Origin of the sequence: Pedobacter miscanthi (assembly GCF_003315595.1) — a bacterium.
Classification (GTDB): domain Bacteria; phylum Bacteroidota; class Bacteroidia; order Sphingobacteriales; family Sphingobacteriaceae; genus Pedobacter; species Pedobacter miscanthi.
Window position 1 is genome coordinate 218,447 of the sequence record NZ_QNQU01000007.1, and the last position, 14,661, is coordinate 233,107.

The 14,661-nt window shown below is 39.6% G+C and carries 9 protein-coding genes; 5 read left to right on the plus strand and 4 right to left on the minus strand.

The window, feature by feature from the left end; genetic code table 11:
• Positions 1 to 86: 86 nt before the first annotated feature.
• Complete coding sequence (gene hepC / locus DRW42_RS10160; RefSeq protein WP_113948708.1) at positions 87 to 2,063, plus strand: heparin-sulfate lyase HepC; 1,977 nt, start codon at positions 87 to 89, stop codon at positions 2,061 to 2,063.
• Positions 2,064 to 2,169: 106 nt separating this feature from the next.
• The gene (locus DRW42_RS10165; protein WP_147243714.1) at positions 2,170 to 3,726 is read left to right on the plus strand and encodes a heparin lyase I family protein; all 1,557 of its coding nucleotides are present in this window, start codon (positions 2,170 to 2,172) and stop codon (positions 3,724 to 3,726) included.
• A 143-nt stretch (positions 3,727 to 3,869) separates the two neighbouring features.
• On the opposite strand, the gene DRW42_RS10170 is transcribed toward DRW42_RS10165, so the two are convergent.
• Positions 3,870 to 4,772: an alkaline phosphatase family protein gene (locus tag DRW42_RS10170; protein ID WP_113948710.1), complete on the minus strand. Its 903-nt coding sequence runs from the start codon at positions 4,770 to 4,772 to the stop codon at positions 3,870 to 3,872.
• 550 nt (positions 4,773 to 5,322) lie between these two features.
• Here DRW42_RS10170 and DRW42_RS10175 point away from each other — a divergent pair.
• On the plus strand, positions 5,323 to 7,512 hold the full coding sequence (locus DRW42_RS10175) for an alpha-galactosidase (protein ID WP_113948711.1): 2,190 nt from the start codon (positions 5,323 to 5,325) through the stop codon (positions 7,510 to 7,512).
• 10 nt (positions 7,513 to 7,522) lie between these two features.
• A complete protein-coding gene (locus tag DRW42_RS10180) occupies positions 7,523 to 9,118 on the plus strand; it encodes a sulfatase family protein (protein ID WP_113948712.1) in 1,596 nt (531 codons plus the stop codon).
• Positions 9,119 to 9,268: 150 nt separating this feature from the next.
• Here DRW42_RS10180 and DRW42_RS10185 read toward each other — a convergent pair whose 3' ends face one another.
• From DRW42_RS10185 to DRW42_RS10195, 3 genes are all read right to left on the minus strand, one after another.
• Positions 9,269 to 10,909 (minus strand): discoidin domain-containing protein, encoded by a 1,641-nt coding sequence (locus DRW42_RS10185; protein ID WP_113948713.1) that lies wholly within the window; start codon positions 10,907 to 10,909, stop codon positions 9,269 to 9,271.
• Between the two features lie 352 nt (positions 10,910 to 11,261).
• Complete coding sequence (locus tag DRW42_RS10190; RefSeq protein ID WP_113948714.1) at positions 11,262 to 12,560, minus strand: hypothetical protein; 1,299 nt, start codon at positions 12,558 to 12,560, stop codon at positions 11,262 to 11,264.
• Positions 12,561 to 12,679: 119 nt separating this feature from the next.
• The gene (locus DRW42_RS10195) at positions 12,680 to 13,822 is read right to left on the minus strand and encodes an acyltransferase family protein (RefSeq protein WP_113948715.1); all 1,143 of its coding nucleotides are present in this window, start codon (positions 13,820 to 13,822) and stop codon (positions 12,680 to 12,682) included.
• 167 nt (positions 13,823 to 13,989) lie between these two features.
• Between DRW42_RS10195 and DRW42_RS10200 the strand changes: the two genes are divergently transcribed.
• The gene (locus tag DRW42_RS10200) at positions 13,990 to 14,568 is read left to right on the plus strand and encodes a YdeI/OmpD-associated family protein (RefSeq protein ID WP_113948716.1); all 579 of its coding nucleotides are present in this window, start codon (positions 13,990 to 13,992) and stop codon (positions 14,566 to 14,568) included.
• Positions 14,569 to 14,661 lie beyond the last annotated feature (93 nt).

Here is a 14,661-nt window from a genome sequence, read left to right on the forward strand (position 1 = left end):
TTGGGGACACGCCCGAATAAAGATGAATAAGTAACAGCATACAGAATTCCCGGACAAAAGATTAAACAAAAATTTAAAATAGAATAATGAACTTAAAAAAAAATATATCGTTATGCTTTTTAATGTTTAGTACATTATTTGCAAAAGCGCAGGAAAAACCTATTACTAAAGAAAGTTTTAACGCCATTAACCTCGCCTATCCCGGTTTAGAAAAAGTAAATAAACTGTATAGCAGCGGTGAATACGATGCCGCGGCGAAAGAACTGTTAACTTATTACCGCAACCGAAAAACGGTGAAACACCCCGAATTTAACGTAGGCGATGAGGCACGTTTCAGGGGAAAAGATATCGGAAAAGCCAATCTTTTAAAGGCTGATAATGCCCTTCAGCACAAATTCCAGCCACAAAAAGGTTATGGCTATTACGATTATGGTACAGATATCAACTGGGACTTATGGCCGGTAAAAGACAACGAAGTGCGCTGGCAATTGCACCGTGTTACCTGGTGGCAGCCTATGGCGATGGCTTACAGAAGCAGTGCCGATGAAAAATATGCCAAAGAATGGATATTCCAGTTCAGGGATTGGGCCAGGAAAAATCCACTGGGTAAATCAAAAGAGAACGATAGCTTTGCCTGGAGACCTTTGGAAGTATCAGACCGGATCCAGAGCTTACCCGGAACCTTTAATTTATTTGTAAACTCTCCTAACTTTACGCCTGCTTTTTTACTGGAGTTTTTAACGCTTTTTAACCAGCAGAGTGATTATATTATTAAAAACTACAGTGAACAGGGCAATCACCTCTTGTTCGAAGCACAGCGGGTTTTAGGTGCAGGCAGTATTTTCCCCGAACTTAAAGCGGCTGCTGTATGGCGTAAAAGTGGTATCGAGGTACTTAACCGCGAAATTAAAAAACAGGTGTATCCCGATGGCATGCAATGGGAACTTTCGCCGGTTTACCATGTGGCCAGCATCGATATCTTCTTAAAAGCTTATCAATCGGCCAGATTAGCCGGTGCAGAGAAAGAATTTCCGGAAAGTTATATCAAAACCATCGAAAATATGGTGGTAGCAACGGCCAATATCTCTTTTCCTGATTATAATACACCCATGTTCGGCGATTCGTGGCTGATTGAAAAGGAAGGAAGATTAAAAGCATTTGCTACCTGGGCCAAAGCATTTCCCGCGAACGAAGAGATCAAATATTTTGCAACTGATGGTGCCTCAGGTGCTTTACCCAATTATTTATCGCATGGATTAACCACTGCCGGTTTTTATACCTTCAGGAACGGATGGAATAACAAATCGACTGTCATGATTTTAAAAGCAAGTCCTCCGGGCGAGTTCCATGCGCAACCCGACAATGGTACTTTTGAGCTTTGGGTAAAAGGCCGCAACTTTACACCCGACGCCGGATGTTATATTTATAGCGGTGATGCAGAAGTAAACAAAAAACGCAACTGGTACCGCCAAACCAGAGTACATAGCACGCTTACACTGGATAACCAGAATATGGTGATTACCAAAGCGCAGCAAAACATATGGACCACCGGGAAAAATCTTGACATTTTAACCTATACCAACCCGAGTTATGCTGATTTAAACCACCAGCGTACAGTACTTTTTATCGATCAGCAATATTTTCTGATCATTGATCAGGCAATCGGGAAAGCCACCGGAAACCTCGATGTGCATTTTCAACTGAAAGAAGATAGTAAACCCGTTTTCGATCAGGCTAAAAATAAGGTCTACACCACTTATGGCGACGGCAATAATTTATTGATCCAATCTTTAAACAGCGATAAAATCAGCTTAAAAGAGGAAGAAGGCAAGGTATCTTACGTATACAATCAGGAAATGCCACGTCCTGCATTTGCTTTCGGAAAAACCAAAAGTGATGGCAAAAGCCAGGTTTTTGTTTCAGTAGTTTATCCTTTTGAGGGCAATAAAGCTCCGGAGATCAGCCTGAAAGAAAATCCGGGCAACGATTTCGAAAAAGGTTTGCTTAACCTAAGCCTGAACATCAATGGCAAAAAGAGCGATATCAAAACAGCAATTAAATAATAATCAAAGCGGTAATCTTTAAAACATTGCCGCTTTTCTTTTATCCATTAATACCATATATAATGAAATATTGACAAATCAAAAACCTCAACTAACCAAAAACCACATGCAAAAAAAATCAGTTTATCTAAAAAAGTATGCCGCAATGGCGGTATTACTTTTAGCCTGCTCCTGCAGTAAAATGAAAGATGGCCTTACCAGCCAAAGCAAAGATCCTGGCTTAAGCATTCCAAAATTTTCGACAACATCGTCAGGAAACTTAAACTATGGTGATACCATTTTAAATATCACCTACGAAAACGGCACCACCACTTCGGGTATTACAGGCATAAAATCAACCAATGCCACAGCAACCGATGCAGCCTATATGGTATCGCCGGGTGCTACAGGAAATTACGCCATTGCACATAAGGTAGTTTATGGTGATCAGGGTTATTACTCTGATGGTAACTGGCGGAGTGAAAGCGATGCCCAACAGTTTATCCCTGCGCGTTATTTCCCGGGAGATGAACGTCGTTACGAAGTTAGCGTATTGCTAAAAGACTGGCCTGTTTGGAACCAGGGCGACCCGACCAACGAAAGTAACTTTTTTCAGTTAAAAGTATCTGGTGGGGAAAATGTTCCACTGATGTTACGTGCACAAAGAAACGCCATAAGGATCAGGTACCAGGATGTATCAACCAAAGATATTGTAGCTAACCTGCAGCCCTATGTAAACCAATGGATTCAGTTTAGAATAGATGTACTTTGGGCTACTACCAATACGGGTTATATGAAAACGTATATGAAACTACCTGGGCAGAGCGACTTTACTTTGGTAGACCAAAAAACAAATTATGCTACTTTTACCGGTGATGTTAATGCCGGAAATATAGGTTACATTAAATGGGGTTTGTATGTAGTGCCGCCAAACAGTACCCGCACCGTTTACCATGACAACATTAGAATCATCAACCTGAACCATCCTCCTATTACAGCGGGTTTAATTTGGGGAAACAGTATTCCTGACGCCAATCCTGCTTATTTGGATGGTCCTTATACCATTGCATCGAACATTACAAGCCCTACTTCGTATAACAATACCACACATGTTTATCAGCATCCGAACATCAAATATTTAGCATCGCAGAATATTGTTTATAGTAATAGTACCAATCCGGCACCAGATCCGGGCGATAATGTAGTGGGTACACCATGGTCTGATTTTTCGCGGGCTACGTTATCTGCATCAGGTTTATCAGGAGGATTACCTGGTCCCGGTGGGCGCTATTTATTAACTGGCTGGGCAAATGCACCTTCAGCAAGTACCCCATCTGCCTTCGATCCGACCGAATATTATGAATTCCGTTTAGAACCACAAACCGGTTACCATTTTAATTTTGGTGATGTTAATTTTACGGTACTTAGAGGCAGTACTACACACCCTAATCAGTTTGTACTTCGTTCAAGTGTAGATAATTTTGCGAGCAACATTTCAGCTCCGGTAAGCATTAGTGGTACCACTACCCCTACGGTAATATCTTTTGATGCCTCGGCACTCTATAATATCAGCAGCGCAGTTACTTTCAGGCTATATGCTTATGGCGCCACGGCCACCAGTGGCAATATGCTGGTTGGTGTGAACGATTTTCAGGTTAATGGGCAGGTTTTACCAAACCCTTAGTGTTAATTGAATAAAAAAAGTCGTCATTGCGAGGAGGAACGACGAAGCAATCTTACAACGATCGCTATAACCCATAGCTTTAAGATTGCTTCGCCGGCTGAAAAAGCCTTCTCGCAATGACGACTCTTTGCAGTTTACCATTATTACTTAAACACATTTTTCGGTATCGTACCTGTCCATGATTCCGGAAGTTTGCTGATTCCAAAAATTTTGGCCAGCACCAAACTTGTATTTTTATTGCTGTTGAATGAAGTAATGATCCCGTTCTTTTTTACCTGCGGACCGGTAATGGCCCAGGGCACCTGCATTTCTACCATTGAGATACCGCCATGCCCCTTGTTGATGCCACCATGATCGGTAATCAACAAAATGTGCATATCCTTATAAAGACCATCTTTCTTTAATTTATCCAACAAAATACCAATTTCCACATCAGCATCTTCAATGGCTTTAATGTATTCGGGCGTCATCCATCCAAAACCATGACCAGCATGATCGGTATGTACGCTATATAAAAAAGTTAAAGTTGGATTTTGTTTGTTCTTCACCATAAAATCGAATGCTTTCTGGTAATTTCCTTTGTATTCATCTTTCTCTTCGAACGATACTTCATCCAGGTATTTTTTATTTATCGGGTTGATCAGTTCTTTCCAGTTATAATAATATCCTGTTTTAACTGTTGGGATACTTTCCTTCAAAACTTTGAAGATAGATGGGTAATAACCATCCTGATCGGTTTCTAAAGGTAATAATGTGTGTTTCTCCAATGTCCAGTCGTTTGCGGTGATACCATGTTCTTCTGGTCCCGAACCTGTTAAATGGCTCGTCCAGTTGGGCAGTGTAACCGATGGCATTACCGGCCTTGTGGTTAATGATAATACACCATCAGCAAATAACTTGTCCAGATTTGGATGTTTGGCTGTCTTATATCCCTGGGCACTAAAACCATCCAATCCGATGATCAGAACATGGGCAGGTTTGCGCTGCGCCATTGCAGAAAATGAAACTAAGGTTAATAGCAGTACTTTAATAAAAACTGTTCTCATAAAATTAATATAGGGTCTGAGCAATAAAATTAACAACTTTAATTATAAACAAAGTTTAGTATTTGTAAAATAATGGTGATGTTTTTGTGAAGCGGACGGCGGTGAGCGTTTGGCGGCGATTAAACAATTACTAAAATAGTCAGAAGACGGCAGTCCGAAGTCCGAAGACAAATGGCCAAAAAGCTGTCAACCATGAACCAATAACCGAGTTCGGAGTTGGGAGTTTAGAGTCTATTAACCTCTTGAGCTGAGTCGAAGGGTAAACAATTATAAAATAGTCTGAAGACGGCAGTCCGAAGTCCGAAGCCAAATGGCCAAAAGGCTATCGACTATGAACCATCAAACCAATGACCAATTAACCAATGACAAATAGACCAATAAACCAACAAGCATTTCCGTGCATCCTGCTTCAAAACAAAACCATAAACCACTACATAAAAGGTAATTACACATCCAAACATTTGTTAACCTTTTGTAAACTCCGGTTCTCTTTTTCGAAATATCTTGTAAGTAATTTTAACTGTATCAACAACTAAATTAAAACACATAAATGACCAGAAAACATTTCATGCTCTTTGCTCTATTGATGGCGATGGGTTCAAGCATTTTTGCTCAAAAAACAATCGAAATTGCAACAAAAAACAATGTATTGATCTTAGAAACGGACAAAGACAACACACTCTTATCGACCTATATTGGCAAAAAACTCGAAAACACCTCGGAATATCCGCACATACAGCCCCTGGACAAATATAAACCAGGATCTGATGATCTTTTGAACAAGCGCGAGGCCTATATTGCATCAGGCTCCCTTAATTTGATGGAACCTGCACTCAGTGTAACCCATACAGATGGCAATAAATCTACCGTGCTTACATTTTCAGATGTAAAAACAGAGCAAATTGATCAGAACCGGACATTAACGAGTATTGTACTAAAAGATCTGAAATACAATTTTCAGGTGACTTTAAAATACCTGGCCTATTACAAAGAAAATGTAATTGAACAATGGGCAGAAATAGCAAATCATGAAAAAGGCAGTGTAGTGCTGAACAAATATGCTTCGGCAAACCTAACCCTGAGCGGCAGGAAATTCTTTCTGAAAAATCATTATAGCGGCGCTACACGCGAAATGCGATCGGAAGAACAACAGCTTTTGCATGGCATAAAAACCATCGATTCGAAACTGGGTACACGCACAAACCTGCTCCACTCCTCTTCATTTATGGTTTCGATCGATCAGCCGGCAACAGAAGATCTGGGCGAAGTAATTGCAGGATCGCTGGCCTGGACAGGGAATTTTAAACTCGATTTTGAAACTTTTGATGAATATTATTTAAGGATAACGGCAGGAATTAACAACTTTTCATCCAATTATACTTTAAAAGCAGGCGAAAACTTTATTACGCCACATTTTGTGTACACTTATTCAGATACTGGAAAAGGTTTAGCAAGCAGAAATTTACAGGATTGGGCGAGAAAATACCAGTTATTGGATGGTAAAGGAGAAAGATCGACCATTTTAAACAACTGGGAAACTACTTATTTCGATTTTAATGATGAAAAACTGAACGAATTAACGAAAGATACCAAAAAACTGGGTGTTGACGTGTTTTTACTGGATGATGGGTGGTTTGGCAATAAATATCCTCGCAATGGTGCTACATCAGGTTTGGGCGACTGGCAGTTTAACAGGCAAAAACTAAAAAACGGAATCAGCACACTTGGTAAGGAAGCCACAGCCAATGGTGTAAAATTTGGGATCTGGATTGAACCCGAAATGGTGAACCCCAAAAGTGAACTTTACGAAAAACATCCCGATTGGATCATCCGCCAGCCTGAAAGAAAAGAATATTACATGCGAAACCAACTGGTGCTGGATCTTACCAACCCAAAAGTTCAGGATTTTATATACCAAACAGTTGATGATATTTTTAAAGAAGTACCGGAACTTGCTTTTATCAAATGGGACTGTAATTCTTTAATTTACAATGCCAATTCAGCAACTTTAAAGAACCAGGATCATTTTTACCTCGAATATGTTAAAGGTTTGAACAATGTGTTGGAACGCATCAGAAAAAAGTACCCTAAAATACCGATGATGCTTTGTGCCGGCGGAGGATCAAGGGTAGATTATGCTGCACTTAAATATTTCACCGAATTTTGGCCAAGCGACAATACCAATCCATACGACCGCATTTTTATCCAATGGGAATATTCCTACTATTTTCCATCCATTGCAGTAGATAACCACATTACCGACATGGGCAAGCAACCCATTAAATTTAAAACAGATGTAGCCATGATGGGCAAACTGGGCTATGATGTACGCGTAAACGAATTAAGCAAAAACGACCTGCTTTTTAGCCAGAATGCGGTTAAAACCTATAATACTTTTAAAGACATTGTTTGGCACGGACAGCAGTACCGTTTGCAGGATCCTTATGAGAATAAAATTGCCTCAATGGCATACGTAAATGATGCAAAGGACCAGGCTATCGTTTTTAATTATCATGTAGCCACGCTTTTTACCAACGGCGTAATATTACCGATCAGAATGAAAGGCTTAGATCCTGCCAAAAATTATAAAATTGAAGAAATTAACCTCTATCCGGGCACAAAATCGCCAATTGATGGTACAAAAGTATACTCCGGGGATTTTTTAATGAAAATCGGCTTTAACCCCGAAGTTAACGCTTACCGGACAAGCGTGATATTAAAAGTACTGGCCATAAATTAAACCATCACCTATGAAAAACTACTTGTTCATTATTCCGCAGCTCATGATCTATTTGTCGTTACAGGCACAACAACGCCCAAATATCCTGTTTGCCATTATGGATGATGCCACTTATCAGCACATGGGCGCTTATGGTTGCAAATGGGTAAAAACACCAAATTTCGACCGGATTGCTAAAAACGGACTTTTGTTTAAAAATGCCTATACGCCCAATGCCAAATGTGCTCCCTCACGATCGTGCATCATTACCGGGCGTAATTCGTGGCAATTGGAAGAAGCAGGCAATCATTGGTCTTATTTTCCGGCTAAATTTATTTCTTTTGCAGAAATACTGGCGCAAAACGGATATCAGGTAGGTTATACCGGAAAAGGAATTGCACCTGTAGTTGCTAAAAAAGCGGATGGTAGCCCGCGCGAAATGCTGGTAAAAGCATATAATAAGATAAAAACCACACCTGCTACCGCTCAAATAAGCAATGTAGATTATGCTGCCAATTTTGAGCAGTTTTTAAACAACAATGGAGATAAACCATTCTTTTTCTGGTATGGAGGCTTAGAACCGCATCGTGGATATGAATTTAATTCGGGCGTAAGCAAAGGAAATAAAAAACTTACGGATATACCCGATACCGACATATACCGTTTTTGGCCTAAAAAGGATTCGGTTCGGACAGATTTACTCGATTATGCCTTTGAAATAGAATATTTTGACAAACACCTGGGTAAAATGCTGAAAATGCTTGAGGAGAAAAATGAACTTCATAATACCCTTATTGTAGTTACCTCTGATAACGGGATGGCTTTCCCGAGAATAAAAGGACAGGCGTACGAATACTCAAATCATTTACCCCTTGCAATGATGTGGGCCGATGGTATCACACACAAGGGCCGTAAAATAGAAGATTTTATCAGTTTTATCGATTTTGCGCCTACATTTTTAGAACTGGCAAAAGTGCACCCAGCTCAAAACCTGATGAAATCCATTACCGGAAAAAGTTTTACCGCAATTTTTAATTCTGGGAAAGAAAAAGTTTTTTCAAAGCGGAATTTTGTTCTGGTTGGTAAAGAACGTCACGATGTAGGCCGGCCGAATGATGTAGGTTATCCCATCAGGGGCATATTTGAAGATCAGTTTCTGTTTATTAAAAATTTTGAAGTAGATAGATGGCCTGCCGGAGACCCCATAACAGGTTATTTAAATGTAGATGGCGGCCCAACCAAAACCCTTTGTTTGAATACCGTTTATGCTAATGACAATGATTTTAATTATTGGTTATGGTCGTTCGGAAAACGCCCTGCAGAAGAGCTTTATGATATCAAAAAAGACCCTGCCTGTTTAAACAATCTTGCAATGGTTTCTAGCTATAAAAACAAATCTGCACAATTAAAAAACAAACTATTTACCTTGTTAAAGGCACAGCATGATCCCAGGGTTTCAGGCCGGGGTGCCGACTTCGACAAATACTTGTATGCCGATAAAAAAGGGGTAAATTTTTATAACCGGTATATGGCTAAAGATACTACATTGAGCTGGGGATGGGTAAATGATTCAGATTTTCAGGACATATCCAAAATTGAAAGGGCAAAAAAAGCCAGAAATCAATAATATTTAAAAAAGGCTGTATCATAAAAATAGAATTGCCATCCTTGAGCTTGTTGAAGAACCTGCCAAAACACCGTTTAAGGCGTTTCGACAGGCTCAACATGACAATTTTAGAGAGAAAAAGTTTTATTACACGACCTCAAATGAATAAGTTTAATATAAACCAAGTTCGGATAAGGCTGCAAACTGTGTCCCATCCCATGCATTATTGGCTATAATTTTGAAATAGCGAAAGGTTTTCGGCGAACTAAAAGCAAAATACTGTGTACCACTGTTGTTGGCAGCCTGCTTGCTAAAAACGCTTGTAAAATTAGTTCCATCATTGCTGATTAATAATTCGAAATCTTTAATGGCCCTGCTTGCACCTGCTCTTTGGGTAAGCGATAGTCCGCCGTTTACCGTTTTAGACGAACCCAGGTCGATGGTGAGGTAATGAGGATAACTTGCTGCATTAGACGACCAGCGCGAGTGCCAGAATGTTGAGGTTGAGCCATCTATTACATTAATGGCTTTGCCATCTTCTCCGGTTTCCTGCGAACTGAAACCTGCTATGGCCCATCCGGTTTTCGACAATTCGGTTTTGGTAGAAAAATCGAGCACAGGAATACCGCCCTGGAAAGTATAGGGATAGATGGTTTCGTTAATAGTCCCGTTATCATGTACAAATTTTACTTTAAGCTCGTAAGGGATTCCATCGGTTTTAACCGCCAATTCGGCTATAGGTATTACCACCCTAAAACTATCCGTACCTATCGGGCTTGATGCCCAGGTAATGGCATTATAATCTTTATTGGTACCGGTGCCCTCATTGTTTACATTAGGATCGTTATAATACAATACTTTATTCACGGTTCCATTGCTGGTGTATTTACCAGAAACCACTATAGCCCCCAGGCCAGCATCATAACTGGCGTTAATGCGGTTAACTTTCGAGGTGATTGCACCATAATAGGCCTTACTATCATTATTAAATGCTTCGCAGGCATTAAATATAGCAGCTTCTGCATCGGTTAAGAAACTGGGCCTTACTTCTAAATAATAATTACTTAGCGCCATAATGGGTTCTTTATAGTTTGGATTGGTACCATTGGCATAATTCCCCTGCGATACCCATTGCCTGTCGTGCGGTGCATTAAAGGCATGGCCAAGTTCGTGCATCATGCCGCCAACCCATTTGGCAAAATTGTTCCGGCCAGGGTTTAACACACCTTTTAAGGCCATATCCATGTAGGGATTATCATTGGCAAAGCAATACCGGCCATAGCCATAAAAAGGCTGTACGCCTTCTAAAGGTTGCGGCCCTTCGGTTGTATTATTATCATAACCAAATGCGGGTATCAGAATCAATACATGATTGCTGGTTTTTAAACCCGGGTGCGAAGCAAAATAAGCATTAATCTCTGTAATGTAAGCTGATGCGCTGGTGCCGTAACTCGCCTTAGGGTTAGCTCCCCTGATCAATACAATTTCAGCACGTCCGCTCGTTCCATCCTGTCTTAAACCAAAGGTTTTAAAGCCGTACCCTGCATTGTTCATGTTAGTGCCATACCAGTTTTGGGCATACAACATTACATCACTCAAACGTTTTTTCCAGTTGGGCAAAGTATCCAGGTCTGAAGGGATAAAATAAACCACGGCCAGGTTTCTCGTCTGCGTAACGATGTTATTTGTGGTTGCCTTTTTCGGTACTGCAGGTTCACTTTCCGTTGGTGCTTCAACTGCCTTTTTGCATGATGTTGATACAATAAAGGCGATGAGCGTGCATAAAATCAAAAAATTTGTGTTTTTTTTCATGGTGACTATTTTTAATAACGGTAATATTTATTTCAGCAAGACTGGTTGAGGGTGTTGAGCTTGTATAACCTTTAGTCATGGTAATTTTAACTCCTATATTTTTGTTTAATGGTTAAGCGCATGAATGCGGAGAAACTGTTTAATTAACATCTCCGGTATATTTGGTTTATCCGAAGATATAGCGAAAAGAAAGCGCGCAAACAGGATTTTCTGTACAAACAACCAAACAAAAGAATGTATTTATAACAAACTATATAACAACAAATTACACAATTCACAAAAAATAAATGGATAGAATACCGGAGTTTTATTCAAAGAAATATTTATCATAAAAGCAGAATTAATTGGCTGATCAAAAGATTTCCCCGGTAGCTAAATCCTTAAGCTCCGGAGAAATGGCCTTACCAATACCACTAAATAATATCTTGATACCCATTACTTTACCTATTGATTTTACATAACTGGTAGTAAGTACACTTTTTCCGTTAAGAATTACGGAAGCTTTTTTATGCTCAACCCTGATTTCTATATCCCCACCATTGATGGGATCGAACGCCAGGGCACCTAAAAACTGTTCGGACCCCAGCACTCTTTTTTCGGAAAATTTATATTGGGAAAAAGCCACACAATTGCTCCTGTTCAAGGTTAAAAGATGACGGTGCTTTTCGCCCAGGATAATGATGGTGGTTTCCACACATTGTGTGCCCGGCCTGCTCTGTTCGGAAAAAACCCGGCAGTTAAAAACAAAGTTATCACCATTGATGTGCGATGGTTTAATATTACTGAATCCCACCAAAAAAGGTTTGTTTGTAGCCAAACCGGCCGAATCTAACTGCTCTTTTGAAACATAAATATGTTTAGGGTTTAGTGGTTTAAGCCCGGCAATGGGATATGCCCTGGAAGTATCGTTACCCGAATTGGCCACCCAGCCTTTGGTTTGCATATAAACCGAAACTGTATCAACTGGCTTATCGTGATATAAAAGCGTAGCGTATACTACCCCTGGATTACGGAAAAATTTGGCCACTTCTTTTTCGCCGCTGATGGGGGTTTGAAGTGCCTCGTCCATAAAATCGATCTTAAATCCATCTCTATCTTTGATTACAGATTTTGATTTGAGTTTAAAAACTGCGGTATGCGGAACATTGCCGAAAGGGTTTTCGCAGATTAACTTTATTCCTGTAGGACCGTTAGTAGATTTCCAGATATAAAAACCACCAGCTAAAATGATTAACAGCAAGGCGGAAATGCCTGCATAGAGGTATTTCCGGTAGGATTTAGACTTATTTTTTTCAATTTCAGCTACTTTATGCTGCTTTTCAGGTTTCACTTCTCCAAACTGCGCTGCTGCATTTACCAGTTCATATTCCTGCCAATCACGGTACCCGATAAACTGTGAAAGGGCATCCCTGGTTGCTTTCTGGGGGAAATAGCGCTGTGGGGTTTTTAACTGACCAAATAATCTTTTAAGTGTATTTACGCTCAGGTATACTTTAGTTTGTTTGCCTAACTGGCTGCTTAACCTGTTATAATCAGATACCCGCCAATCTTCAATAGCAACAGGGCCCATTTTCTGCATAATTGCCTTGCAACAGGCATCTAATGCATCAAAAGCTGATTGACTGTTTGACGGTGCAGAATTAGGCTCCATTAATAATTTTGCGCTTTATTGTTGATCAGGATAAAAAAGCCACAGTATTTGTAAACTTTGTTTACAAACTTATAATAAATATTTTAATCTCAAACAAACAATAAGTTAACCAAAAAAACTTACAGGTACTTTTTAGCAATCGCGATCTTCCGCAATACAAAAGCTATTCCCCAGCTTAAAGTTAACGACAGTAAAAAAACAATTAAAAATTTAAGCGGAACGGGTAAATGTATGGGCAACAAAAAGAACTGTATCCAGGTTACAAATACAAAATGAAGCAGGTAAATTAAATAGGCATGTTTACTCAATGAATCCCACCAGCAAAAATTTTTAACCAGCAGTTTACTAAACGTAGTGATAAATGCGATGCACATTAAGGTACAACAAAGTATAAAAAAAGTATCGCCAAGTTGCTGTTTAACTATTTCCCCACTAAAAAATAACATCATTATAAAAGATGCAATAGCCAGCAAACACCATAAGCGGTAGTGTTTAACAACTGATGCGTTTTTAGAGAAAATCCCTTCACTGAGGCTCAATCTCCCCACAGCAGCCCCTATTCCAAAATAGGCGAAATATAACAGTAAACGGCTAAGCTGGAAATCGAAAGGGTAAAAACCTGTCCAGCTATAAGGGCCGAAATAAGCAGCCATTGGCAGATAAGCAAGCAAGCCAGTTAAAAATAAAATCAGGAATAACTTAAAGCCATGCGTTTTTGACTTAAAAACCTCCGACCAGAATAAACCATATCCGGCAGGAAATAAACGATAAATCAATGCCGCTAAAACATTAAAAACAAATAATAGCCATAAAAACCAGGGCGGACCAACGGGCCAGGCCTCGGTGGCAAAAAAATCTTTAATATAAGCCCTCAAATCAGTACTGTTTTTAGCCAGATAAAATGAAGGAAAATAGGCAAAAAGCATCAATAGGGTTCCGAGTAATAAAAAAGGAATCAGCAACCTGAAAATTTTATCTTTAATAAACAAACCTGTTCCTTTTTTATCAATTGCCCGAAAAAAGAAAAGTCCGCCGATTAAAAACATAAGCGACATGAAAAAAGTATCGTTAAAACCAACAAAATAGTCAAGAAAAGCCCATCTATCATTATCTACAATAGCATGGGTGGAGAGAATGTAGGCATCTTTATTAAATACCGAAAAAGAAGTATACGCCAGCGCCGAGTGGTGTGCAACCACCAAAACAGTAATGGCAGAACGCAAATAATCTACCCAAATATTTCTTGAAGATTGACTGATCATCCGCCTTGCAATTTAGCCTTATTTTAGCTTTCTGTAAAATTAACATCTTAATCGAAGTTAAAATGCTAAAAAATCACCTTTTATTGTACTGATTATTTGGGAATTATACACAACAAACAGTATCTTGAAGTATTAGATAAGAAGGAAAATAATTGCTGATCATTTTTATGGAAGAATCGAAAAACGGTATTGCTGCTTTTTATGCCGAAACACAGTTGCATTGGCGCCAGTGGCTTGAAAAAAACCATGAAAAAGAAATATCTGTCTGGCTCATCATCTACAAAAAAGATGCATCGGCCAGCAGCCTTCCACACAGCAATGCGGTTGATGAAGCGCTCTGTTTCGGTTGGATAGACAGTTTAACGGTAAAACGCGATGAAAACAGCCGTTATCAGTTATTCTCTAAAAGAAAGGCAAAAAGCAATTGGAGCGCCATTAACAAAAACAAGGCTTTAACGATGATCGAAAAAGGCCTGATGCATCCTGCCGGACTGAAAATCATCGAAATAGCCAAAGCCAATGGTATGTGGGATGCCTTAAATGATGTTGAAAATCTGGTTGTTCCGGTTGACCTGAAAAAAGAGTTTGATAAAAATGCAATCGCGTTTAGTTATTGGGAAAAATTCCCGAAATCGGTCAAAAAAGCAATTTTAAAATGGATTTCTGAAGCAAAACGCGTCGAAACCAGAATTGCAAGGGTTACTGAAACGATTAAGTTGGCAGGAGATAATGTGAGAGCGAGGTAGTTTTGAGTCCGGAGTCTGAAGTCTGAAGTCGAAGAGTTAAAAAAAGGGGCGTCATCTCAACTGAATAAAGTGGTCTGGAAATCCTTCGACTCC